The 23,292-nt window shown below is 70.6% G+C and carries 24 protein-coding genes and 1 tRNA gene; 15 read left to right on the forward strand and 10 right to left on the reverse strand.

The genetic code is table 11. From position 1 onward, the window contains the following. Window positions 1-251 precede the first annotated feature (251 nt). Window positions 252-911 (reverse strand): hypothetical protein, encoded by a 660-nt coding sequence (locus tag ACIBG4_RS09950; RefSeq protein ID WP_397201496.1) that lies wholly within the window; start codon window positions 909-911, stop codon window positions 252-254. A 619-nt stretch (window positions 912-1,530) separates the two neighbouring features. Between ACIBG4_RS09950 and ACIBG4_RS09955 the strand changes: the two genes are divergently transcribed. Then, window positions 1,531-1,616: transfer RNA gene (locus ACIBG4_RS09955), tRNA-Leu, on the forward strand. A gap of 675 nt (window positions 1,617-2,291) precedes the next feature. On the opposite strand, the gene ACIBG4_RS09960 is transcribed toward ACIBG4_RS09955, so the two are convergent. Next, window positions 2,292-2,804, reverse strand: a complete 513-nt coding sequence (locus tag ACIBG4_RS09960) for a DUF6010 family protein (protein ID WP_397201497.1) — start codon at window positions 2,802-2,804, stop codon at window positions 2,292-2,294. Between the two features lie 322 nt (window positions 2,805-3,126). On the opposite strand from ACIBG4_RS09960, the gene ACIBG4_RS09965 reads away from it, so the two are divergent. The 8 genes from ACIBG4_RS09965 to ACIBG4_RS10000 all read left to right on the forward strand — a co-directional run bounded on the left by ACIBG4_RS09965 (window position 3,127) and on the right by ACIBG4_RS10000 (window position 10,253). Beyond that, window positions 3,127-4,098 carry a GlxA family transcriptional regulator gene (locus tag ACIBG4_RS09965; RefSeq protein WP_397201498.1) on the forward strand — a complete coding sequence of 324 codons (972 nt, stop codon included), beginning with the start codon at window positions 3,127-3,129 and terminating at the stop codon, window positions 4,096-4,098. A 151-nt stretch (window positions 4,099-4,249) separates the two neighbouring features. Then, window positions 4,250-5,359, forward strand: coding sequence for a hypothetical protein (locus ACIBG4_RS09970; RefSeq protein WP_397201499.1), 1,110 nt, complete (start codon window positions 4,250-4,252; stop codon window positions 5,357-5,359). An 890-nt stretch (window positions 5,360-6,249) separates the two neighbouring features. Beyond that, window positions 6,250-7,041 (forward strand): ABC transporter ATP-binding protein, encoded by a 792-nt coding sequence (locus ACIBG4_RS09975; RefSeq protein WP_397201500.1) that lies wholly within the window; start codon window positions 6,250-6,252, stop codon window positions 7,039-7,041. 9 nt (window positions 7,042-7,050) lie between these two features. Beyond that, entirely contained in the window at window positions 7,051-7,812 is a 762-nt protein-coding gene (locus tag ACIBG4_RS09980) for an ABC transporter permease (protein ID WP_397201501.1), read from the forward strand. Window positions 7,813-7,919: 107 nt separating this feature from the next. Beyond that, entirely contained in the window at window positions 7,920-9,128 is a 1,209-nt protein-coding gene (locus ACIBG4_RS09985) for a cytochrome P450 (RefSeq protein WP_397201502.1), read from the forward strand. A 117-nt stretch (window positions 9,129-9,245) separates the two neighbouring features. After that, entirely contained in the window at window positions 9,246-9,572 is a 327-nt protein-coding gene (locus ACIBG4_RS09990; RefSeq protein WP_397201503.1) for a PadR family transcriptional regulator, read from the forward strand. Next, a complete protein-coding gene (locus tag ACIBG4_RS09995; protein WP_310707959.1) occupies window positions 9,569-9,925 on the forward strand; it encodes a DUF1048 domain-containing protein in 357 nt (118 codons plus the stop codon). The genes ACIBG4_RS09990 and ACIBG4_RS09995 overlap by 4 nt, the downstream gene beginning before the upstream one ends. 1 nt (window position 9,926) lies before the next feature. Continuing rightward, on the forward strand, window positions 9,927-10,253 hold the full coding sequence (locus ACIBG4_RS10000; RefSeq protein ID WP_397201504.1) for a DUF1048 domain-containing protein: 327 nt from the start codon (window positions 9,927-9,929) through the stop codon (window positions 10,251-10,253). A 44-nt stretch (window positions 10,254-10,297) separates the two neighbouring features. On the opposite strand, the gene ACIBG4_RS10005 is transcribed toward ACIBG4_RS10000, so the two are convergent. Then, on the reverse strand, window positions 10,298-10,936 hold the full coding sequence (locus ACIBG4_RS10005; RefSeq protein ID WP_397201505.1) for a TetR/AcrR family transcriptional regulator: 639 nt from the start codon (window positions 10,934-10,936) through the stop codon (window positions 10,298-10,300). A gap of 145 nt (window positions 10,937-11,081) precedes the next feature. On the opposite strand from ACIBG4_RS10005, the gene ACIBG4_RS10010 reads away from it, so the two are divergent. Then, the gene (locus tag ACIBG4_RS10010) at window positions 11,082-12,044 is read left to right on the forward strand and encodes a zinc-binding dehydrogenase (RefSeq protein ID WP_397201506.1); all 963 of its coding nucleotides are present in this window, start codon (window positions 11,082-11,084) and stop codon (window positions 12,042-12,044) included. 76 nt (window positions 12,045-12,120) lie between these two features. Here the strand turns inward: ACIBG4_RS10010 and ACIBG4_RS10015 are convergent, their stop codons facing one another. Beyond that, complete coding sequence (locus ACIBG4_RS10015; RefSeq protein ID WP_397201507.1) at window positions 12,121-12,564, reverse strand: VOC family protein; 444 nt, start codon at window positions 12,562-12,564, stop codon at window positions 12,121-12,123. A 136-nt stretch (window positions 12,565-12,700) separates the two neighbouring features. Continuing rightward, window positions 12,701-14,254 (reverse strand): FAD-dependent monooxygenase, encoded by a 1,554-nt coding sequence (locus ACIBG4_RS10020; protein ID WP_397201508.1) that lies wholly within the window; start codon window positions 14,252-14,254, stop codon window positions 12,701-12,703. Between the two features lie 65 nt (window positions 14,255-14,319). On the opposite strand from ACIBG4_RS10020, the gene ACIBG4_RS10025 reads away from it, so the two are divergent. Both ACIBG4_RS10025 and ACIBG4_RS10030 read left to right on the forward strand, forming a co-directional pair. Further along, a complete protein-coding gene (locus tag ACIBG4_RS10025) occupies window positions 14,320-14,916 on the forward strand; it encodes a PadR family transcriptional regulator (protein ID WP_310707953.1) in 597 nt (198 codons plus the stop codon). 179 nt (window positions 14,917-15,095) lie between these two features. After that, complete coding sequence (locus ACIBG4_RS10030; RefSeq protein ID WP_397201509.1) at window positions 15,096-16,085, forward strand: BtrH N-terminal domain-containing protein; 990 nt, start codon at window positions 15,096-15,098, stop codon at window positions 16,083-16,085. Between the two features lie 38 nt (window positions 16,086-16,123). On the opposite strand, the gene ACIBG4_RS10035 is transcribed toward ACIBG4_RS10030, so the two are convergent. Further along, window positions 16,124-16,888, reverse strand: a complete 765-nt coding sequence (locus ACIBG4_RS10035) for an SDR family NAD(P)-dependent oxidoreductase (RefSeq protein WP_397201510.1) — start codon at window positions 16,886-16,888, stop codon at window positions 16,124-16,126. Window positions 16,889-17,006: 118 nt separating this feature from the next. Next, window positions 17,007-17,909 (reverse strand): AraC family transcriptional regulator, encoded by a 903-nt coding sequence (locus tag ACIBG4_RS10040; protein ID WP_397201511.1) that lies wholly within the window; start codon window positions 17,907-17,909, stop codon window positions 17,007-17,009. Between the two features lie 100 nt (window positions 17,910-18,009). On the opposite strand from ACIBG4_RS10040, the gene ACIBG4_RS10045 reads away from it, so the two are divergent. Further along, window positions 18,010-18,801 (forward strand): phytanoyl-CoA dioxygenase family protein, encoded by a 792-nt coding sequence (locus tag ACIBG4_RS10045; protein ID WP_397201512.1) that lies wholly within the window; start codon window positions 18,010-18,012, stop codon window positions 18,799-18,801. A gap of 57 nt (window positions 18,802-18,858) precedes the next feature. On the opposite strand, the gene ACIBG4_RS10050 is transcribed toward ACIBG4_RS10045, so the two are convergent. Beyond that, window positions 18,859-21,633, reverse strand: coding sequence for a BTAD domain-containing putative transcriptional regulator (locus tag ACIBG4_RS10050; RefSeq protein ID WP_397201513.1), 2,775 nt, complete (start codon window positions 21,631-21,633; stop codon window positions 18,859-18,861). Between the two features lie 193 nt (window positions 21,634-21,826). Between ACIBG4_RS10050 and ACIBG4_RS10055 the strand changes: the two genes are divergently transcribed. Then, entirely contained in the window at window positions 21,827-21,931 is a 105-nt protein-coding gene (locus tag ACIBG4_RS10055; RefSeq protein ID WP_397201720.1) for a carboxymuconolactone decarboxylase family protein, read from the forward strand. Window positions 21,932-22,001: 70 nt separating this feature from the next. On the opposite strand, the gene ACIBG4_RS10060 is transcribed toward ACIBG4_RS10055, so the two are convergent. Next, a complete protein-coding gene (locus tag ACIBG4_RS10060) occupies window positions 22,002-22,157 on the reverse strand; it encodes a hypothetical protein (protein ID WP_397201514.1) in 156 nt (51 codons plus the stop codon). A 90-nt stretch (window positions 22,158-22,247) separates the two neighbouring features. Here ACIBG4_RS10060 and ACIBG4_RS10065 point away from each other — a divergent pair, with 90 nt between their 5' ends. After that, window positions 22,248-22,538 carry a hypothetical protein gene (locus ACIBG4_RS10065; RefSeq protein WP_397201515.1) on the forward strand — a complete coding sequence of 97 codons (291 nt, stop codon included), beginning with the start codon at window positions 22,248-22,250 and terminating at the stop codon, window positions 22,536-22,538. A 95-nt stretch (window positions 22,539-22,633) separates the two neighbouring features. Here ACIBG4_RS10065 and ACIBG4_RS10070 read toward each other — a convergent pair whose 3' ends face one another. Further along, a complete protein-coding gene (locus ACIBG4_RS10070; RefSeq protein WP_397201516.1) occupies window positions 22,634-23,206 on the reverse strand; it encodes a TetR family transcriptional regulator in 573 nt (190 codons plus the stop codon). Window positions 23,207-23,292 lie beyond the last annotated feature (86 nt).

The raw sequence follows: 23,292 nt of genomic DNA on the forward strand, positions 1-23,292 counted from the left end.
CCCGGCCCGTCGTGGACGGGAACCGCGGCTCCCGTCCCTCGCCGACCCGTCGCGCACGCGAACCACGACTCCCGCCTCTCGCCGGCCCGTCGCGTGAGCGGCCGTCCGGCCTCTTCGGCCGGCCTCGCGCCTTCGTGACGGGTGCGGGCCGTGCGGCCCGGTGGCGAGTGGGGCCAGATGGGCCCCGGGCGGGTGCGGGCCATGGCCGCGCTCCGCCGCCGGCCCGTGAGGACCGGCATCAACGGCGGGGATCAGTCAGGTGAGAAAGAAGGGTCGTCCGCCGCTGTGCGGACGACGGGGGGAAGCACGCGCGCCACGACGGCGCGTCCAGCCTCGGGCCGCGGGTCGAGGAATGACCTCGCGACGTCCCCCATGCCTGGCCCGAACGGGCCGCCACCGCCGCCCGGCACCAGTCCGTCGGTGCCCAGGATCTTGCTCGCGGTGGAGGAAGGCGGCAGGCCGGGGTCGGACTGGCTGGTCAGCCCGTCGACCGTGCGCCCTGCCATCGCCTCGGCGTTGTCCGCCGCCGAGACTGCGCCGTCATCCGTGGGGAAACCATCCGTGAAGGACCCGGTGACGGCGTCGGGGGTGACGGAGTGGGAGCCACTGATTCCCGTGGCTGCTTCTGGCAGCGCCTCTGTCCTTGCCACTGTCGCGGCCGTCGTGGTCGCGCCGGTGGCGGTGGAGTCCGCCGTCCCGGTGCTCGCGGCGGCCGGAGCGGCGGAGAGAAGCGTCCCGAACAGGACGGCGAGCAACCAGCCGGCGGCGATCACGCCACCTGCGACTGCCGCTCGCGCGACCACCCGGCGGGCACCGGCCGCGAACCGCGCCATCCGGTGCGCCCGCTCGGTGATCGCCTCGCCTGCCGGAACGGACACGGGCACAGGCACGCGGAGCACGACCCGGGCCATCGCCCTCAGTCGTCGCACCGGCGTGCGTGTCACGTGACCTCCCCATATCCGGAACCGACCTCACGTCGTGAGGCCGGTCCCTGGACTCACCCCTCAACGATGCGTAACCGTAGCAGCACCCAAGGTGATCGCAAGCTGTTTTCACCGGAGACCCATAAATCAGTCAAGCTTCGGGCCCTGGGACCATCGCGCTCCCCCTGATGACCCGCGGTTCCCTCCCATGAACGGCGCCCGGCACGGAGACGGAGGCGGGGCGGAGGCTGGGGCGAGACGGAGCGGAGGGTGGCGCGGAAGCTGGGGCGGAGGCGGCCGGCCGGGGCGAGGCCGGTAGCTCCGGCAGGAAGGCGGGTCGGCAGCGGGACGGCTCCACAGGGAGGCGGACCCTCGCTACGCCTCTGAGCGACGGACGGCTCGCACATGTACGCGACCAGGACCTGAACGTGTACGCGACCAAGGAAGCCCGCCGCGACAGACTGTCCGGAACCGCGTCACCCGGGCCGGCGCAGGCCGTCGGACGCCGCGCCATCCGCTCTCGGGGATTCGCGGTATCACGCACCCCTCAGAGTTTGCTAACCTTACTGAGCCGACGCGGGATGACGGTCTCACGTGCAGGCACCAAGTCCGGGTGGCGGAATAGGCAGACGCGCTAGCTTGAGGTGCTAGTGCCCTTTGCGGGGCATGGGGGTTCAAGTCCCCCCTCGGACACAGACTGGTACCCCATATGGTCCTGGTCGCTGGAGACGGCGACCAGGACTTTGTGTTGTGAGGGGTGGTAGACCAGCTCCAGGCCGAGGCTGGCGTAGATCTTGGCTTTCCGGGTTGGGTCCGCTCTCCCCAGGACCTCCACGAGGCTCCCCAGACTGCGCAGGGACACGGCCAGGCTGTCGCCGGTCCAAGAGACGGGACCGGGCGACGGGGAGCCGGGTGAGCCCGTGTTGCAGCTCAGTCTTTCGACCTTGTTCCTCACCCATCCAGCTTGCGATGAGCACCGGTCGGCGCCCTCGTCGTGTCTTGCCGAGATCGTATGGCTTGAGGTGGAGGCGGATGTTCTTGTAGGTCGCCAAGGTGGAGGGTTCGAGCCTGAGCCCGGCCACCCACTCGTCGAGGTACGCACCCAGGGTCTGCTTACTCGGCTGGACGAACTTGCCCTTGTCCACCTTGCCGAGGGCGTCGCGCAGGGCCTTCTGCGCGTCCTTCTGGGTGAGCCACGGCTGGTTGTTCTCATCGCGGCGGCGCAGGACGGGCTTACGGCTTGCGTCAGGCAGCGCGGCCGTGAAAGCAGGGTCGTCTTGCCGGCGCGCCCGCCGGCAACCGCAAGGGGCCGAGGCCGGTGTCCCGTCGATCTCCTACCTGTCGATGGTAGCCGCGGGTCAGGAGGGCCTACCCGGCAGCGGACGGCCCGGCGGACGTGGCATTCGTACCGGAGGTGGCACCCGTACCGGACGTGGCATTCGTACCGGAGGTGGCCTGAGTAGTGGAGGTGGCCGAGGTCGCGGGTTCGCGGGAGAAGCGGGCGCGGATCCAGCCGATGACGGAGGGCCCGCCCGCGAAGCACCACAGCGCGATCACCGGGTCGCAGATGGCGCAGCCGAACGAGGAGTGCTCGGCGAAGGGAAGGATCGGGGCGCCCTTGAGGTGGTGGATGACGTCCCACACGGTGTGCAGCAGCCAGCCGACGCCGATCCAGGCATAGCTGGTCAGCCCCCGGTAGGCGACGTACGTCATGACGATCGGCAGCACGAACTCCGCGTAACCGAGCCCGCCGCCGCTGAGGTAGGCGGCGCCCGCGCCGGCCACGATCACGGCGTTGACCGTGCGCCGGTGCGGCTCGGGGATCAGGGAGATGAGGGTGACGGCGATCAGGCCGATCAGGATCGGCATGAGGATGGACATGAGAGGCGGCGTACCGTTCTGCGAAACGTGAAGGGAAGGAGAGGGGGCGGCGCCAGACTAGGACGACCGCCCCCGCCGCCCCATGGGCTGAATCGACAATTTCCCACGGGTTCCCGCCACCGGCCCTCTCGTAGGCGTCGGCTCTCACCTTCGGCACCGCCCGGCCGGCCACGAAGGCCCGGGCGGGGCGTCCGGGCCGTCCCCCTCGACAACGCGGCTTCGACTGGGGGCCGGCGGTCCCGACGCGCTGCTTCCGGCGGGGCGTCTGGGCGGTTCCCGACGTACAGCTTCGGGCGGGGCAGTGGCCGCTACGGTGTCCGTCATGCACACGATCGCCGTCTTGGCCCAGGACCACGTGGTGCCGGCCGACCTGGCCACGCCGGTCGAGGTGTTCGGGCGGGCCGCCCTCGCCGACGGGCGCCGCCCGTACCGGGTCCGGGTGTGCGCGCGGACGCCGCAGGTGACCAGCGAGGCGTTCACGATCGTCGCCCCGTACGGGCTGGAGGCGCTGCGCGAGGCCGACACCGTCATCGTGCCGGGCCGCTCGGAAGCGGCCGCGCCGCCCGACCCGGAGGTGCTCGCGGCCCTGCGCGCGGCGGCGGCCGGCGGCACCAGGATCGCCTCCATCTGCGTGGGCGCCTTCACCCTCGCCGCGGCCGGCCTGCTGGACGGGCTGAGCGCCACCACCCACTGGACGGCGGCGCGGTGGCTGGCCGAGGCGTACCCGCTGATCGACGTGCGGCCGGACGTGCTGTACGTCGACAACGGCCAGATCCTCACCTCGGCCGGGGCGGCGGCGGGGCTGGACCTGTGCCTGCATCTCATCCGCCGCGACTTCGGCTCAGCCGTGGCCGCCGACTCCGCCCGGCTGTCGGTGGTGCCGCTGGAACGGGAGGGCGGGCAGGCGCAGTTCGTCTCGCACGCCCTGCCGCCGGTGCCCCGGGGCTCGCTGCTGGAGCCGGTGCTGGCGTGGATCGAGGAGCACCTCGCCCAGGAGATCACGCTGGCGGATCTGGCCGCGCGCAGTGGGCTGAGCGAGCGTACGTTCAGCCGCCGCTTCCGCGAGCAGACCGGCACCACGCCGCTGCAGTGGCTGCTGCGGGCCCGGGTGCGCCGGGCGCAGTTCCTGCTGGAGAGCACCGACCACAGCGTGGAACGGGTCGCGGCGCAGTCCGGGTTCAGCTCGGCCACCGCCTTCCGCGAGCGCTTCAAGCGTGTCGTCGGGGTTGCGCCGCAGTCCTACCGCGCCTCTTTCAGATCCGCCGGTCCTCGTGCGGGCGGCGCCCGGAACTGAGGGAGGAGCAGACCGACACGTGGTGACCGTCGAGGCGCATGGCCGGCTGCTTGACGGCCGTACGAGCATGACCCGATACAAGGGCGCATGTGGCGCTCGACTGCGGGTAGTGAGTCCCGGGACTTCGCCCCGCTACCGGCGAGGAGCACCAATGGCCACCCGTGAACAGCATCGGCCGGAGATCGTCGTCGGACTCGTGGCGACCCCGCCGGACTATCCGGCGCAGGTGGTTGCGCGGCTCACCGCCGATCTGCCCGACCTGCTCACCGAGCGGGTGGACCCGGACGTGCGGTGGACCGTCCGGGAAGGCTGGGGCGACGTGGCTCCCCGCCGCGATGGCGGCGTTGAGGCACTACTCGACGATCTTGCCCACCGGCGTGCCCACGCCCGGTGGGACGTCGCGATCTGCCTGACCGACCTGCCGCTGCACATCGAGCGGGTGCCGCTGGTCGCGCAGACGTCCGCCCGGCGCCGAGTCGCGATGGTGTCCTTGCCCTCGCTGGGGCTGCGCCAGTTGCGAGCGGTCCGCGCAGCCGTTCCGGATCTCGTGGGCCGGCTACTCACTGACGCTTCCGAGGAGCGGGTACCGCCGGCCGGCGGGGCACCGGCTGAGCTGGTCGGCCGGATTGCCGCCATCCACCGGATGGTCGGCGAGGTTGATGCCGGGGAACTGGGCTACGTCGCCTCGCGGCTGATCGGCCGGGTTCGGCTGCTGACCGGAATGGTCCGGGCCAACCGCCCGGGGCGCGCCCTGCTGGGCCTGTCCAAATTGCTGGTCGGCGCCTTTGGTACGGCCGCGTTCGCGCTCACCACCAACACCATCTGGCAGATGGGCGATGCGCTCGGCGGACTCCGCCTCGCCGTGATCATGCTTCTCGGGCTGACCGCGTTGGTGGTCTGGCTGATCGTTGCGCACGACCTGTGGGAGAAACCGGACCGGGAGACACCGGCTGAGCTGGCCCGGCTGTTCAACCTGGGCACGATTCTCACCCTCACCCTGGCCGCAGCGGTGTCCTATCTGGTGCTGTTCGCCGGAACGATACTCGCCGCGGCGCTGCTGATCGACACATCCGTGCTGGAACAGATCTTGCAGCGGCCGGTCGATTTCACCGACTACCTGATCCTGGCCTGGATCATCAGCTCGCTGGCCACCGTCGGCGGCGCGATCGGCTCCGGGCTGGAGGACGAGGACACGGTGCGGGCCGCCGCTTACGGCTACCATCCCGAACCCGGCGGCTGGCAGGACGAGAAGGACGCGTAGTCCCCGCCCCGAGGCCGGCGCCCGGCCGGACCAGAGCGCTCGGCGACCTACCGTTGGATGCCGCTGTGGATGACCCTCAGGCGCTCGGCACGCGTCCTGGCTCAGGCGTCGGCGGGCGCGGTTGGGTCAGCCACTTGTGATCCCATTGGTCACACAGACCGCGGTATAACGCGAGTTGCGCCCGGTGGCGGAGGCGTTCGGCTGCAGGAGCGGCGAAACGCTACAAGTCGCCGAGCGCGCCGCGGTACGGAAACCGGTCGAGGTGGCCGCCGGCGAGGCACCAGCAACACGCCGAATCTCGTCATAGCAGCAGGTCGAAGACGCGGATGGTGCGTGTCCACTCCTCGCTCGCCGGGTTCTTGCGAGCAGGCTCCATGACTCGGCATCGCGCCGTCTTCCGCACGGCGAGTCTTCGCCCACTGCCAGGCGAGGCGTTGGACGACACGACGGCCGCCACGAGCGCGACCGTGGCCACGGCACCCAACGTCGTGTACCGGATCCACTTGCTCGGCGAAGGAAAGCGGCGACGCCGCGATGGACTACGTCGTCAGGACCGCGTCATGCGCTCCTGGCAAGGGGCTTGACCGGCACCTCAGCTGAATGGGTCCGTTCCCGCACTCACGAACAGCGATCAGGTCACCCGCACCCACACGAGCGATCGCGAATCATTGCCCAGCTATTCAGTGTTGCTAGATAGCGGTAGTCAGTGTTACTTTGTACCAGTAGTCAGCGACACCGAGTAGCTCTTCGGCGAAGACCCGTGAGTTCGTCGAGACGTTCATGGCCGGCTACCCCCTCGGCCAGTACAGGACCCGCGAGCGCGACCGATTCACCGGCGCCATCGCGCGCGCCGCCGGCGAAGACACCGGACGACAAGACAGGACGGACTTATGACGACACAGCACGCCCCGGCCATCCAGGTGCATGGTCTGGAGAAGTCGTACAAGGATCTGCGGGTGCTGCGCGGCGTGGACTTCACCGTGACCCGGGGCAGCATCTTCGCCCTCCTCGGCTCCAACGGAGCGGGCAAGACCACGGCCGTGAAGATCCTGTCCACGCTGCTCAAGGCCGACGCGGGCACGGCCAGGGTCAACGGCTTCGACGTCGCCACGCAGCCGGCGAACGTGCGGGAGTCGATCAGCCTGACGGGGCAGTTCGCGGCCGTCGATGAGATCCTCAGCGGGCGGGAGAACCTGGTGCTGGTCGCCCGGCTGCGGCATCTCAGGAACCCGGGCAAGATCGCCGATGACCTGCTGGAGCGTTTCTCGCTGACCGAGGCGGGTGCGCGGAAGGTGGGGACGTATTCGGGTGGCATGCGCCGCCGCCTCGACATCGCGATGAGTCTCATCGGGAACCCGCCGGTCGTCTTCCTCGACGAGCCGACGACCGGGCTCGACCCCCAGGCGCGTATCGAGGTGTGGCAGGCCGTCAAGGAGCTCGCCGCCCAGGGTACGACGGTGCTGCTCACCACGCAGTACCTGGACGAGGCCGAGCAACTCGCCGACCGGATCGCGATCCTGCACGAGGGCCGAATCATCGTGAACGGCACCCTGGCCGAGCTCAAGCAGCTGCTGCCGCCCGCCAAGGTCGAATACGTCGAGAAGCAGCCGACCCTCGAGGACGTCTTCCTCACCCTCGTCGGCGCCGACAGCAAGCACCGCAACGCCGCTACGAACGCGTAAGGAACCACGATGAGCAAGCACTTCTTCGGCGACACCGCCGTCCTGCTGGGACGGTCCCTGCGCCACATCACGCGCAGCCCCGACACCATCATCACGACCGCGATCATGCCGATCGCCATGATGCTGATGTTCGTGTACGTGTTCGGCGGCGCGATCAACACCGGGTCGGTGTCGTACGTGAACTATCAGCTGCCCGGCATCCTGCTCATCACAGTCGCCTCGGGCATCGCCTACACGGCGTACCGGCTGTTCATGGACATGAAGGGCGGCATCTTCGAGCGATTCCAGTCCATGCCGACCGCGCGGTCGTCGGTGCTGTGGGCGCACGTGCTGACCTCGCTGGTGGCCAATCTGATCTCGCTCGTGGTCGTCGTGCTCGTCGCCCTGCTCATGGGATTCCGCTCGGGGGCGGGAGTGCTGGCGTGGCTCTCGGTCTCCGGCATCCTGATCCTGTTCACCCTGGCCCTGACGTGGATCGCCGTCATCCCCGGTCTCACCGCCAAGACCATGGAAGGCGCGAGCGCATTCTCCTACCCGCTCATCTTCCTGCCCTTTCTCAGCTCGGCGTTCGTCCCCACCGAGACCATGCCCGGCCCGCTGCGCGTCTTCGCCGAGCACCAGCCGGTGACCTCTGTCGTCAACGCCATCCGTGCCCTGTTCGCCCAGCAGCCGGTGGGCACCGACATCTGGATCGCCCTGGCCTGGTGCGTCGGCATCCTCATCGTCGCGTACGGCTTCGCCATGAACACCTACCGTCGCAAGATCTCCTAGGCCGCACCGGCGCGGGCCGTCTTGATCCCGGTCGGCGTGGCGGCCCTCCTCACGACGTGCCCTTCGAGCTCCACACAACACGCCTTATTGCGAGAGAAGGAAAGCTGATGACCGACTCCCCCCACATCCTCCCGACGATGCCGACCGCGCGTCAGTCCGGCTGTCCGTTCGACCCGCCCAAGGAGCTGATCGAGGCCCGCGAGCAGAGCCCGATCAGCCGCTTCCCCTTCCCCGACGGGCACCAGGGCTGGCTGGTCACCGGCTACGACCTGGTCCGGTCGGTCCTGGCCGATCCGCGGTTCAGCTCGCGCAGGGAGCTCATGAGCCACCATCCGACCATCGACTACGGCGGCATCGAGGTTCCGCCGGCGCCGCCCGGCGAGTTCCTCCTCATGGACGAGCCCCAGCACAGCCGCTATCGCAAGCCGCTGGTGGGCAAGTTCACCGTCCGGCGGATGCGGCTGCTCACCGAGCGCGTCGAGCAGATCACCGCCGACCACCTGGACGCCATGGAGAAGGCCGGGCCGACGGTGGACCTGGTGACCGCGTTCGCCAAGCCCATCCCCGCCATCGTGATCTGCGAGCTGCTGGGGGTGCCGGACGAGGACCGGGGCTTCTTCCAGGACAACATCGACAAGTTCCTCGGCGGGGAGGTCGGCGACGAGGAGCTGATGGCGGCCTACACCGCGACCCAGCAGTACCTCGCCGAGCTGGTGGTGGCCAAGCGCGCCCACCCCACCGACGACGTGCTCAGCGACCTGCTCGACAGCGACCTGACCGACGAGGAGCTGCAGGGGATGGCCCTGATCCTGCTGTCGGCCGGGTTCGACACCACCGCGAACATGCTGGCGCTGGGCACCTTCGCCCTGCTGCAGAACCCGGAGCAGCTGGCCGCGCTGCGCGCCGACCCCGCGCTCACCGACATGGCCGTGGAAGAGCTGCTGCGGTACCTGACCGTCGCCAAGCAGTTCCACCGGGTCGCGCTGGAGGACGTCGAGCTGGGCGGCCACACCATCACGGCCGGCACCACTGTCATCCTGTCCCTCCACACCGCCAACCGCGACCCTGAACGCTTCTCCAACCCCCACGTCCTCGACCTCCGGCGGCAGGACGGCGGCCACCTGGCCTTCAGCCACGGCATCCACCAGTGCCTGGGCCAGCAACTGGCCCGCGTCGAGCTGCGCGTCGCGTTCCCCGCACTGCTCAACCGCTTCCCCACGCTGCGCCTGGCCGTACCGGCCGAAGAGGTCGCCCTGCGCCCGGAGACCGCGGACATCTACGGGGTCAAGAGCCTCCCGGTCACCTGGGACGTGTGACCACGAACCCATGACAGGCGAGCCGGCGTACGGGCCACCCGCCACCGTCGTGGCTGCTGGCCTGCGGCCCCCATACTCGGTACTACGAAGTACCAGGAGAACCGAAGAGGACCCACGATGCACGACCTGACGGAGATGCTGAAGGGCACGCTTGAGGGCTGCGTGCTCGAGATCATCGGCAGCGAGGAGACCTACGGGTACGCCATCACGCGCCGGCTGAACGAACTCGGCTTCGCCGACGTCGTCGAAGGGACGGTTTACACCATCCTGCTGCGGCTGGAGAAGAACGGGCTCGTCCAGGTGACGAAACGACCGTCCGGACTGGGTCCGCCGCGCAAGTTCTATGCGCTCAACGACGCCGGGCGCAAAGAACTCGCGACGTTCTGGGCGAAATGGGAGTACATCACATCACGGATCGACAGGCTCAAGGAGGGCGGCAGATGAACTTCTGGGAGACCATAACCGGCAGCGATCTCACCAGGGAATGGAAGGCGTTCGAAGCCCGGGCCCAGGCATTGCCGGCCGACTACCGGGCGGCGTGGGAAGAGATCAAGGGTCATCTTTCTCTCTACTCGGACTTCACCGGCCGCAACCTGATGCCGATTCTCGACGGTGCTCTGGGGCTGCTCGAAGAGACAGCGTCCGAGGGGCAGAGCATTCACGAGGTGCTGGGTGACGACATCCAGGGTTTCTGCGCGGCGCTGGCCGGCGGAGAAGGGGCTCGGAGCTATCGCGACCGGTGGCGCGAGCAGCTGAACAGGAACGTCGCGAGGAAATTGGGCCGGCTAGGAGGCTGACGTGGGCATCCAGGACATCATCGAGGGCAAGAAGCAGTGGCGGGCGCACATGGCGCGGGTCAAGGCGCTCCCGCCCGACTACCAGATCGTCTACAAGGAGATCCAGAGGTACTTCTTCAAGGTCGGACCGATCGACTTGCATGACGGGACCCTGCTCTCCGGGATCGTCGACTTCTTCGAGGAGGGCGTCGCGGCCGGCAAGGGGGTCCTGGAGCTCATCGGCACCGACGTCGCCGCCTTCTGCGACGACCTGGTGAAGGACTCGCCCACCTACGCGGACATCTATCAGGAGTCCGTCAAGGGGCAACCCGGCACGGCCGAGACGTAATACCCGGAACATCGAACCCCTGACCGTCGAAAGCCTTTCCGGCATTACCGCGGCAAGCCGTGCGGTGCTGTGGATGCCAGTCGTGCCGCCGGTGGTAGTGGCGCGTGCTGAGGGCAGGCTTCGAACGCCTGGATCACCAACCCGGCGAAGCGCCGGGAGGCCGCGACCTGGGTGGTGGCCGATGTGGCGTGGATCCCCTTGTTGGCCATGAGTATGAGAATCAGGTCGTCCAGGACGAAGTCGGACCGCAGGCGTCCCGCTTCCTTGGCTCGCTGGGCCAGCTCGGCGACTGCTCGCACCGTGTACTCACGGCCCGCGGCGACATCGGTCACCCCCGGGAAGGTCGACAGGAAGGCCTCGGTGAAGCCCCGATCGCGGGCGTGCAGCTCACAGATCTTCTCGATCACCAGGCACAGGCCGCGCCACGGATCAGGGTCCGCGCACCCCTCGTCGACAATGGCGCGGCAGGCGTGCAGCTGGTCCGCGAAGGCATCGGCGACCAGCAGCTGCTTGGTCGGGAAGTGACGGTACAAGGTGGCGGGTCCCACCCCGGCGCGCCGCGCGATCTCCCGCATCGGCACGTCCAGGCCGCCGGCGGAGAACAGCGCCCGGGCCGCGTCGAGGATGCGTTCGCGATTGTCCAGCGCGTCGGAACGACGGGTGTGAGGCAAATGGTCGGCCACCACTCTCACTTTACCTAAACGGACGGGGGCGTCCGTTACCGTCCCAGGACGTAGGAGCTCGCCCAGCCCCTTCCCGCCAGGCGGCGATCGGTGGCGGATGTGGAGCAGGATCGCGCGTGAGCGGTCCGAGAACGTGGAGACGACATTGAAGGCAATCGCGATCCGGACGTACGGAGGTCCTGAAGGTCTGGCCGTTGTCGACCTGCCGGTTCCCGTACCCGCTGCCGGGCAGGTGCTGATCGCCACCGAGGCGGTGGGCGTCGGGGGCGTCGACACCGTGATCCGGAGCGGGGCTCTGGCCGCCTACGGTTTCAAGGAGGGCCACGTCCCCGGTGGCGAGGTGGCGGGCACCGTGACCGCCGTCGGTGACGGCGTCGACGCGTCGTGGATCGGCCGGCGGGTGTGGGGCTTCACCGGCACCGGCGGAGGCTACGCCGAACAGGCCGTCGCGCCGGTCGAGGAGATCCTTGCCCTGCCCGGTGGCCTGTCCGCCGTCGACGCGGTGACGCTCGGCAGTTCCGGTGCGGTGGCCCACTTCGGGCTGCGCCACGCCCGTTTCGCTCCCGGGGAGACGGTCTTGGTGCGTGGCGCGGCCGGCAGCATCGGGATCATGACGGTACAGCTCGCCGCTCGTGGTGGTGCCGCCGCGGTGGCGGTCACGACATCGTCGGCCGAGCGCGGCGAGCGGCTGCGCCGTCTCGGCGCGACCCACGTGCTGGACCGCTCCGGCGACGGAGGGGAGGGGGCTCCCGCGGGCTATGACGTCATCATCGACGTTGTGGCCGGTGAGCACATGCCGTCGTTCCTCGACCGGCTCAACCCGAACGGCCGCATGGTGGCCGTGGGCGCTGTCGCGGGTCAGCCGCCCGCGGACTTCGGCATGAAGATCATGGCGGCGTTCCAGAAGTCGATGTCCTTCGCCACGTTCAGCGCGGCCACCGTCAGCCCGGCCGATCGGGGTGCCGTGCGCGGCGAGCAGTTCGCCGCAGCCGGTCGCGGCGAGATCGAGACGGTGGTGCACGAGCTGCTGCCGCTGGACGGAGCCGTGCTGGCGCACCAGAAGATGGACGCGGGTGAGGTCTTCGGCAGGATCGTGCTGGCACCGTAGCCCCCGCGGCCCGGAAGCGGGGCGACCCGAGGACATCTCGCCGACGCCACGCGCGATCGGAGGTCGTCAGCGATCGTCAAGGGTGCCCGCGCCTGGAAACGAAGATGCAGAAGGGGTGTCCAGCCAGGTCGGCGTACACACGCAGGGGCTCCTCGGCGTCGTCGATACGGTCCAGCAGGAGCCGGCCGCCGAGGCGCAGGACGCGTTCATGTTGTGCCCGCAGCTCCTCGACCGATGTCACGGTCAGGTCCAGGTGCAACTGCTGCGGCACCCGGCCCTGTGGCCATGTCGCTTCCGGCAGCTCGTCGACCTGCTGGAAGGCCAGCTGGGGAGCGCCGTCCGGGGTCCTCAGCACCAGCCAGTCGCGGCCCCGCTCGTCATCGCCCGTCGGTTCCGGCGGCTCATCGCCGGGCCGGTAGACCAGGCCCAGCAGGGACCGGTAGAACTCCGCCAGGGCCCTGGCATCGGTGCAGTCGAGCACCACCTGACACAGCCTGAGCCCGCTGTCCTGATCGGCCACTCGAACCCCGCTCCCTGTGGTCATTCCGGCCTCCGCCGTCCTGCCCTCTGCACGCGGCGCCAGGGGTTAAACGTGCGGAGCGGGTTCGCAGTGGTCGTCGATCCGTTCGCTTTCCGGTCCGTCCGCCGGCCCGCCTCTAGGCGGTGATCTGGACACGCCGTAGTGCGTCGGCCAGCCGCTCCGCATCCGGTTCGCCGTCGGCGAGCCAGGCGACGTAGCCGTCGGGGCGGACCAGGACGGCGGCCCTGCCGTAGCGCTCCGCCCAGCGGTTCTCGACGTCCGTCAGCTCGGCATCGGTCGCCCGGGGGCCGACCTGGTGGGCACGTACGCCGTCCACCTTCTGCGCGGCGCGCGCCCATGCCTCGCCGCCGGGCCCGCACAGCAACGTGAAGGCGTCATGGAACAGGTCGTGGACGCCGATGCGCCGCCCGTCACGGTCGAGCCAGAGGTGCGGGGCGCGGACACCGGGCCGGGCCTTCGGCTCGACCTCGTCGCCGAACACCGGGCCGGGTCCGGGGCCGATCATGGCGGCGGAGGTGTAGCGCTGGCCGAGGATGCAGATCACCGGGTCGACCGGGTCCTCCTCGGGGGTGGGGCCGAAGCGGGCGGCCTGGCTGCGCACGGTCAGGTCGGCGAGCTCCAGGGCGACGGGGCGGCGCTCGGCCTCGTAGGTGTCGAGCAGCGCGTCGGAGGCCCGCCCTTCGAGCACGGCGGCCAGCTTCCAGGCCAGGTTGTGCGCGTCCTGGACCGCCGAGTTGGCGCCCATCGCCTGGGCGGGCGGCCACACGTGGGCGGCGTCGCCGACCAGGAAGACGCGGCCGGAGCGGAAGCGGTCGGCGACGCCGACGGCCTCCGTCCATGACGCCTTGCTCACCACCTCCACGGGCACGTCGCGGCCGATGAGCCGCTTCGCGGCGGCGAGGCAGCGCTCGTCGGTGAAGTCGGCGGGCGATTCGGTGCGCGGGTCGTACGCGAGGGACAGGCCCCAGTGATCGCGGAGAGCGTGCGTGGTGAAGGCTCCCATGGCGCCGGCGCCGGGGTCGCCGATGATCCAGAACAGGGCGCGCCTGGTGAGGATGCCCGACAGGTCGGCGCGGATGACGAACGTGACATAGTGCCGCAGCTCGCGCAGGCCGGGGCGGGCGATGCCGAGTTGCTCCCTGATGCCGCTGTGGTAGCCGTCGGCGGCTATGACGTACTGCGCCCGGACCGTGTGCGGCTCGCCGGTGGCCAGGTCGCGCAGTTCGGCGGTGACGCCGCCGGCGTCGGCCGTGATCGACTCGCAGCGGGTGCCGAACCGCAGCTCGGCGCCCTTGCTCCGGGCGGCCTCGATCAGGATCGGCTCGACCGTGCTCTGGTCGGCCAGGCAGAACTCGCCCGCGGTGAGCTCGGGCAGCGCGCGGGGGAATTCCTCGTCGAAGATCCACTGCCAGTCGTCCGCCAGGCTCGCGCACCTGGCGACGCCGGCGTCGCCGTCGAAGGGGCGGCCCGCGTCCTTGATGAGCTGGTCCAGGCCCAGCGGGCGGTAGATCTCCAGCGTGCGGGTGTTGATGCCTCTGGCGCGGCCGAAGAGCGAGACACCGCTGTGGCGGTCGGCGAGCAGGCAGGGAACGCCCTGGTGGGCGAGGAAAAGCGCGGAGGCGAGGCCGGCGTACCCGCCGCCGACGATCAGTACGGGGGTTTCTCTCATGATGTTTATAGTTACAGCGACACTAGTTACGAGTCAACTAGTAACGCTGGGGATATTATCGGGCCATGGCTCTTGACCGCGGTTCTCCGCTCGCCCTCACAGTGCTCGCCCTGCTGCGCCAACAGCCGCTGCACCCGTACGGCATCCAGCGCCTGCTCAAGCAGTGGGGCAAGGACGTGGTGGTGAACGTGGGCCAGCGGGCGAGCCTCTACCGCACGATCGACCGGCTGCAGGAGGGCGGCCTGATCCAGGTCCGCGAGACCGGCCGCGACCAGCAGTACCCGGAGCGCACGGTCTACGAGATCACCGACGAGGGCGGCCGGACGCTGTACCGCTGGCTCGACGAGATGCTGAGCGCCCCAAGACAGGAGTTCCCGCAGTTCCCGGCGGCATTGGCCACCGCGCTCCTGCTCGCGCCCGACGACCTGGCCGAGGCGCTGGAGCGGCGCGAGCGGGCGGTCGCGAAGACGCTGGCCGGGCTGGAGGAGATGCTGACGGCCGAGGACGACCTGCCGCGGATCGCGGTGCTGGAGATCGAGTACCTGCGCGAGGTGACGGCGGCCGAGGCCCGGTGGCTGCGCGGGGTCGTCGAGGACCTGCGTGCCGGGCGGATCACCTGGTCACGGGAGTCTCTGGAGAAGGCGGCGGCGCGACGGGAGTGACCTTCCCGGCGGCGACACCCGCTTCGTCGCCGGCGGCCCCGGCCCGGCCCCTCGGTACAGCGGTGGACTCTCCCACCGCGGGAGAGTCCACCATGTTGGCGTGCGCCCGAGCAGGCACGCGATGCCCGGACCATCACCCTGACGACCCGGCTGATCATCCCCGTTGAGGAGAGCATGGCATGACGAAGGTGAGAGATGTCGATGCCCGCGGTACGCAGCACTGCGAGACGACGGCTCTGGGGGTGCTGCTGCGGCACCAAGGAGTCGATCTGTCCGAGCCCATGCTCTTCGGCCTGGGCTCCGGTCTGTCCTTCGTCTACTGGGACAGCAAGGGCATGGACTTCCCCTTCCTCGGCGGACGGGTCAAGCCTTTCGACCTCACCAGAAACCTGGCCACCAGGCTCGGGCTGGAGCTCGTGGTCCGGGAGACCGCCTCCCCTCGCAGGGCATGGGAGAACGTGGCGGCCCCCATCGACGCCGGCCACCCCGTCGGGCTGCAGCTCGACAGCTACCACCTGGACTACTTCGGGTCGAAGGTGCACTTCGGCGGTCATGTCGTCGCCATGTACGGCTACGACGACCACGACGCCTACCTGGTGGACACCGACCAGCAAGGCGGAGCGGTGTCCACCAGCCTGACCAGCCTCGCCCAGGCCAGGGCCGCGCGCGGCCCGATGACGGCCAAGCACCGGTCCTTCACCCTCACCGCTCCGACGAGCCTGCCTTCCCCGCGGGACCAGGTCATTCCCGCCATCACCGCCTGCGCCGACGCCTTCCTCGACCCGCCCATCGCCAACCTGGGTCACCGTGGGATCGACAAGGCCGGCAAGCTCGTACGCACATGGCTCCAGCGGGCCGGCGACCCGCAGCGGGATCTGCCGCAGGCCGCCCTCCTGATGGAGAAGGCCGGCACCGGCGGCGCCCTGTTCCGTAACCTCTACCGAGACTTCCTCGGCGAGTGCGTCCAACTCCTCGACAGCAGCCACCTGCGCACCGGCCACGGGCTGTACACCGAGGCGGCAACCCTGTGGACGGAAGCCGCGGCACTGATCGCGAAAGCCGGTGAAGCGGGCGATGCGCAGTACCTCGTACAGGCAGGCGACGTCCTGGGCGATATCGCACGCACAGAGCGCGCGGCGATGCAGGCGCTGAGCTGCCTGGGGAGATGACCTGACAGCCTCCTTCCGCAGCGCCCGCTCGGGAAGGGTCAGGCGATGGGGCCGAGGTAGGTTCCGCCGGAGACGTCGATGGTCTGGCCGGTCACCCAGCGGCCCTGCGGCCCGGCCAGGAAGGCGACGACGTCGGCGACGTCCTCCGGCTCGCCGAGCCGTCCGAGTGCGGTGATCGCCTCCAGTCCGGCGACCACCTCGGGGATGGAGGTGTAACCCGCGGTCATGTCGGTGCGCACCGCGCCGGGCGCGACCGTGTTCACGGTGATGCCGCGCCGGCCCAGCTCGTTGGCCAGCGAGGGGGCCATCGACTCCAGCGCGGCCTTGGTGATCGTGTAGCCGATCTGCGTGGATACCGCGAAGCGGCTGGCGGTCGAGCCCATGTTGACGATGCGGCCGCCGTCGTTCAGCAGCGGCAGGGCCCGCTGGATCACGAAGAACGGCGTGGTGACGTTGATCGCCAGCAGCAGGTCCAGCTCTTGCGGCGTGACCCGCGCGATCGGGTTGCCGGAGCCGATGCCCGCGTTGTTGACCACGATGTCCAGGCCGCGCCCCGCCAGCCCCGCGGTCAGGCCCTCGAAGAGCCGGTCCACCTCGCCGTCCTCGCCGAAGCGGGCCCGGACGGCGAACGCGCGGCCTCCTGCCTCCTCGATACGGGCCACGGTCTGCTCGGCCGCCTCCTCGTTGCCGCCGTAGTGGACGGCGACCTCGGCGCCCTCGGCGGCCAGCCGCAGCGCCACCGCCCGGCCGATGCCCCGCGAACCACCCGTGACCAGCGCCGTCTTGCCTGCCAGGAAACCCATGTCAGCTCCTCAGTTGCGGGGCCGGTCCTCGGTGCGGACCCGGCCATGGGTCAACCGTGGCGTGGGCGGCTCACCGCACGCTCACCAGCCGCTCACCGGCCACGCTGACCAGCCACGCTCACCAGCCGCTCACCGGCCACACCGCCGGGGCCGCCTGTGCGGCGGCTGCCCGGCTGTGGCGCCGGTACTCGGAGGGTGTCAGTCCGACCAGCGTCCGGAAGCGGCGGGCGAAGTACGTCGGGTCGTCCCAGCCGACGGCGGCGCCGACCCGGGCGGCCGGCAGGGTCGAGTGCGTCAGTAACGTGGCGGCGCGCTCGGCCCGCAGCCGAGCCAGGAAGCCCAGCGGCGTCAACCCGACGTACCGTCCGAACAGCCGGCCCAGATAGGCGGGATCCAGGTTGACCGCCCGGGCGAGATCGTCCAGCCGCCACGGCCGGGCCGGATCGGCCTCCAGGCGGGCGACGGTGGCGGCGACGGCGGGGTGGACGACGGGCTCGGCCGTCTTCCGTCCGGGGTCCCGGCCGTCGGCCAGGATGCCGAGCACGGTGACCAGCCGGCCCAGCACGCGGCCCGGCCGGCTCTCGGCGCCGGCGAGGTCCCGTTCGAGCAGGCTGATCTCCGTGATGGTCTCCTCGGCGGCGGCCGGATCGACGGTCGTGACCGCGACGCCGTGCGTGCCGGATGCCACCGGATCGGTCCACAGCATCCGGCGCAGCATCGGGATGTCGTACAGGGCCGCCAGCTCGGCTCGTAGCGCCTGGGCGGACAGGCAGCAGTTGGCGACGGTCAGGTCGCTGCAGTCCCGGAAGCCGTGCCAGGCGCCGGGGCGGAGCACGATGACCTGCCCGCGCCGCAGCGGGTGCTCGCCCTGGCTGGTCACGTGCCGGCCGTGACCGCTGCCGATCACCGCGATCTCGAGGAAGTCGTGCGCGTGCGACTCGATGTCGAGATCCACCTGGTGAACGCCTCCCAGGACCGGGCTCCCGGCGAACAGCGCGTGCTCGTGCAGCGTGGCAGGCATGTCGGGATCGTACGACTGCTCGCCGGGATCGGCCTAGCCCATGGCGGCACCCAACGGCGACGCTTGCGGTAGCCCAACGGCAGGACCATGGAGGTCATCGATGGACACGACCACGATCGAGCAGTCCGGCAGCGACGTCGACGCCGACGGCCGGGTGTCGGACGAGCTTGTGACGGCATACCGCGAATCCGGTTTCGTACGAGTACGAGGCGTCCTCGACCCGGGCGAGGTGGAGCGCTTCCGGGCGAGCGCCGAGGCGTTCCTGGAGGCGCATCGCGCGGAGAGTCTGGAGAAGCAGGGCGTCTTCAGCCAGCTGGTCAACGTCTGGCGGCGCGACCGCACGCTGCGGGAGCTCACGTTCCACCCGCGGCTCGGCCGGATCGCCGAGCAGCTCGCCGGGTTCTCGCTGCGGCTCTGGCACGACCAGATGCTGGTCAAGGAGCCGCACAACAACGCCGCGACCGAGTTCCACCAGGATCGGCCGTACTGGCCTCATGCGGGTGACCGGCTCCCGCTGTCGGCATGGATCGCGCTGGTCGACGTTCCGCCGGAGCGCGGCTGCATGACCTTCCTGCCGGGCACCCAGGATCGCACCGGCCTGCGCCCGCAGGACCTCCACCACGAGGAGGACCTGTTCACGATGGACCCGTCGCTGCGCTGGATCCCCTGCGTCACCGTGCCGCTCCGCGCCGGCGACTGCACCTTCCACAGCGGCTACACCGGCCACATGGCGCTGCCCAACCGCACCGACCAGGCCCGGCTCGCGCACGTCACCATCTACATGGACGAGGCGACCCGCTACAGCGGGGGCGAGCACATCGTGACCGACCCTCTCGGGCTCGCCGCGGGCGACCCGTTGGACGGCGGCACCTTCCCTCGTCCCTGGGCCTGAACCGGCCCGGAGGTGACCGCGCGCGCCGGCCGCGCAGGGTCGCCGCCGACGGCTCGATCACGCGGTGCGGACGGCCTCCTCCAGGAAGGCGCGGACCTCCTCGGCCTCCGGAACGCCGAGCTCCCCGTAAAGGCCGAGAGCGAGCCGGCCGTGCTCGCGAGCCTGCTCCGCGTGCCCGAGCGCGAGGTGGGCGCGCGCCAGCCCGTCGTGAGCGCGCGCTTGCTCCGGCCGGTTGCGGGTCCGGTCGGCGAGCGCGAGCGCGGCCGTGTGCTCCTCGACCGCCCGGGCCGGGTCGCCCGCCGCCTCGGCCAGCCCGTTGAGCGCGGCCGCCTCGTCGGCGGTGTTGCCGAGCCTGCGGTAGAGGGCCGCGGCCTGCTCGTGGCGGGTGCGTGCCTGGGCGAGCTCGCCCTGATGCCGGAGGACGACGCCGAGGTGGTTGAGGGTCACCGCCGCCCCGGCCGGGTTGGCGACCTTGCGGTGGAGCGCCAGCGCGAGGTCGAGATGGCGCCGGGCCTCCTCCGGACGGCCGGCGCGGTCCAGGACGAGGGCGAGGATGCCGAGCACGTGGGCCTCGCCCCAGGTGTCGGCGCCGATCCGAGTGAGGTCGAGCGCCTGCTTGAGGTACTGCTGCGCCTGCGCGTCCTGCCGCCGGCGCAGGGCCACGTTGCCCAGCGTGAGCAGGGCCCTGGCCTGTTCGTACGCGTCCTCGCAGGCGTCGAGCGCCTGGCGGGCGTGCTCCTCCGCGCGCTCGTACTCGCCGAGCCGCCAGTACGTCCACGCCAGGTCGGTGAGCGCTCGCGCCTCGAACTCGCGGCGGCCCAGCTTGCGGCTGCGCTGGAGCACCAGGGTGTGGAGGGTGATCGCGTCGTCGTGGTGCGCCTGCCGGTCGAGGTAGGGGCGCATCGCCAGGGCGAGCATGCCCAGGCAGATCTCGGGTCCGTGGACGGCGGTCGCGATGATGTTGGAGCGCTCGGCGTCGAGCCAGGCGATCGCCTCCGCGGCGTCGCGGATGGGGGCGATCGGGGAGTCCGGCTGGGGGATGCCCTCCCGCTGGCTGAGGCTGTCCGGGAACAGCCGGTCCACCGCCGCGCGGGAGCGGTGCAGGTAGTAGGTGAGCAGCCGCAGGACGGCGCCGTCGTCCTCGGCGATCGAGCGGGCGTGCTCGCGGAGCAGGTCGTGGAAGGTGTATCGGCCCGGTTCGAGCTGCAGGAGCATGTGGGCGTCGAGGAGGGCTTCGAGCAACTCCTCCGCCTCCTCCTCCGAGATCCCGGCCAGCGCGGCCGCGCCGTACGGGTCGATGTCGCGCCCCGGCACCAGCCCGAGCAGGCGGAACATGCGCTGCTCGGCCTCGTGGAGCTGCTCGTAGGAGAGGATGAAGGCCGCCGACACGCCGTCCAGGAGCCGGCGATGGTCCCGCAGCCGGTCCGCCAGGTAGGACACGGTCCAGCGCGGGCGGTGCTGGAGGCGGGCGGCCGAGATGCGGATGGCCAGCGGCAGGTGCCCGCACAGCCGCAGCACCTCGCGTACGGCGTCCGGCTCGTGGTGAGCGCGTTCGCCCACGATGCGCTCGAACAGCTCGACGGCGTCCTCCTCACCCAGCACGTCGACCGACAGGGCGTGGGCGCCGTCCAGGTCAACGAGCCGCCGCCTGCTGGTGACCAGGACGAGGGTGTCGGAGTGTCCCGGCAGCAGGGGACGTACGTGCTCGGCGTCGAAGGCGTTGTCCAGGACGGCCAGCACGCGGCGATCGGCCAGCTCGGCGCGCCAGAGGGCGCTCCGCTCGACCAGCGTGACCGGGATGCGGTCGGCGGGCACCCCGAGCTGGCGGAGGAGGGCCTCCAGCGCGGCGGCGGCGTCGACCGGCTCCCGGCCCGCGGTGTGGGCCTGCAGGTCGATGAACAGCCGGCCGTCCGGATAGCGGGCGGCCAGCCGGTGGGCCACGTGGACGGCGAGCGTGGTCTTGCCGATCCCGGCCATGCCGTCGATCGTGACGACCGCCGGCCCGCGGTAGTCGCCCACGAGCCGCGCCAGCTCGGCGGACCTTCCGGAGAAATCGGGAATGTCGTAGGGCAGGAAGGTGGAGCGACGCGGCGGCCCGGAGCCGACCGGCGGCGCGCCGGCCGGCCGCAGGGCCGGATCGTCCGCCAGGACCGCCCGCTCCAGCTCGATGAAGGCGCGCCCGGGGTCCAGCCCCTGCTCGTCCGCGAGAGCCGTCCGGTAGGCACGCGCCGCGGCCAGGGCGTCGGCCTGCCGTCCCGCCCGGTGCAGGGCCATGACGAGGTGGCCGTTGAGCTTCTCGCGGAGCGGCTCGGCGGTCACCTGGGCGGCGAGCTCGTCGAGCAGGTCGCCGTGCCGCCCGGCGGCCAGCTCGTCCTCCACCAGGCGCTCGTACGCCGACAGCCGCCGGTCGTTCCAGAGCTCGCGGACGCCGGTGACGTAATGCGCGTGCACGTCCTCCAGCGCCTCGCCGCTCCACAGGTCCAGGGCCGCGCGCAGCTCGCCGGCGGCCACCAGGTCGGTGAACTTCTGCGCGTCCACCTGCCCGGGCTCCGGTTGCGCGACGTAGCCGCCGGCACGTGTCTCCAGAAGGTGTACGGCTCCCGCGGCACGCAGCACCTTGCGGATCGCGGTGATCGAGGCGTGGATCTGCGACCGGGCGGTGTCGGGCCGGTCGTAGCCCCACATCGCGTCGATCAGCCGCTCGATGCTGATCACCCGGCCGGCGTTGAGCAGGAGGTAGGCCAGCACAGCCCGGTGACGTGGGGCGATGCCCGTCAGCGGCGCGCCGTCCACGATCATCTGGACGGGGCCGAGAAGGGTGAAGCGCAGCATCGTCCCCCCATCACCTTCGCATCGTGCGCGCATAGCGAATGTATCAATCCGGGCAGCCACTCTGGTCTCACACGAACCGAGCACGAACCCGCACGAACCCGCACTGACAAAGCCACGGAGGAACACGATGGAAGCCCGGATGAAGAACCCCGCCACGGTCATCCCCGCCGCGATGAAGCCGATCATGGAGTTGATGAAGGCCGCCCAGTCGCAGGGTCTGCCCCAGGAGCTCATGGAGATGATCCACCTGCGGGTCAGCCAGATCAACGGCTGCAGCTTCTGCGTGGACGCCGGCTGAAGAACCTGCGCAAGCTCGGCGCGAGCGACGATCGCATCGGGCTGGTCGCCGCCTGGCGCGAGGCTCCGTACTACACCGACGCCGAGCGGGCCGCGCTGGCGCTGGCCGAGGCCTCGACCCGGCTGGCGGACCACACCGACGCCGTCTCCGACGAGGTCTGGAACAACGCCGCCGACCACTTCGACGAGCAGCAGCTCGCCTCGATCCTGCTGATGACCGCCGTCACCAACCTCTTCAACCGCCTGAACGCCCCGATCCGGCAGGTCGCCGGCAGCTGGTGACCCCCACCCCCCTACATCCAGAAGGAGACACCGACATGTCCGTCGTCCGCTCGCACCGCTACTCCGTCGCCGAGGCCGACCTGGAGGAGTTCCTGGCCCGCCGCAGCTCGCTGATCGCGACCGTCCGGGAGGGCCACCCCGGGCTCACCCACACCGTGCTGATCCGCCTTGAGGACGGCAGCTACACCGACACCTGGCACTGGGAGACCGGCGCGCAGATGGGCGCCGCGCTCGCCGCCATCCCCACCTTCCCGGAGGCGCCGCTGACCATGGCGCTCACCAAGGACGGCACCGCCCTGAACGGCCAGGTCGTCGACGAGCGCTGAGACCCGATGCGACGGCGAACCGGGCACGATCGTCCCGTGACGGTCGTGCCCGTGACGGAGGCGACGACATATGCCGGCGGCGCGAGTCCAAGGGGCTAGCCGACCAGCTTGGCGACGACGCGGACGAGGGTCTCCCGGGTACTCCCAGGGCTTTCCGCCATGATGAGCCGGGCGAGCTGCGGAGTGGCGTACCACCATCCGGCCAGCGCGATCACCGCGTAGAGCAGCTCCCTGGGCGCGAACTCCGCGCTCAGAGCGCCCCTCTTCTGGGCCGCGGCCAGCGCTGCCAGCTTGGCGGCGTAGTGGGCACCGCGCTGCTCCCCCGCCGCGACCGGGCCGTCGCCACAGTGCAGGCCCTCCCAGTGCAGCAGGCGGATGAGCTGCGGATGCTCGCGGTGGTAGTCGTACACCCGGCCGGCGTACTCCGGCAGGTCGGCCGCCAGCCGGTCGTCCATCGGCACCGCCTCGGCCAGCCGCTCCAGCGCCGAGGTCAGCACGGCGGCGAACAACTGCTCCTTGTTGCCGAAGTACTGGTAGATGCGCTCCTTGTTGACGCCCGCGGTGCTCGCCACCCGGTCGAGCCTGGCGCCCGCGGGGCCGTGCTCGGCGAACTCCTGCACCGCCGCGTCCAGCAGGAGCTGCCGCGTCCGTTCCGTGTTCCACGCCATGGCCGTCAGCATAGCCAGAATTCCAACTCGACAGTTGGAGATCCGTCTGCCAGACTCCAACTATCCAGTTGGAAACTGCTCTGGAA

The organism is Nonomuraea sp. NPDC050383 (assembly GCF_044459125.1).
In the GTDB taxonomy this organism is placed as follows: domain Bacteria; phylum Actinomycetota; class Actinomycetes; order Streptosporangiales; family Streptosporangiaceae; genus Nonomuraea.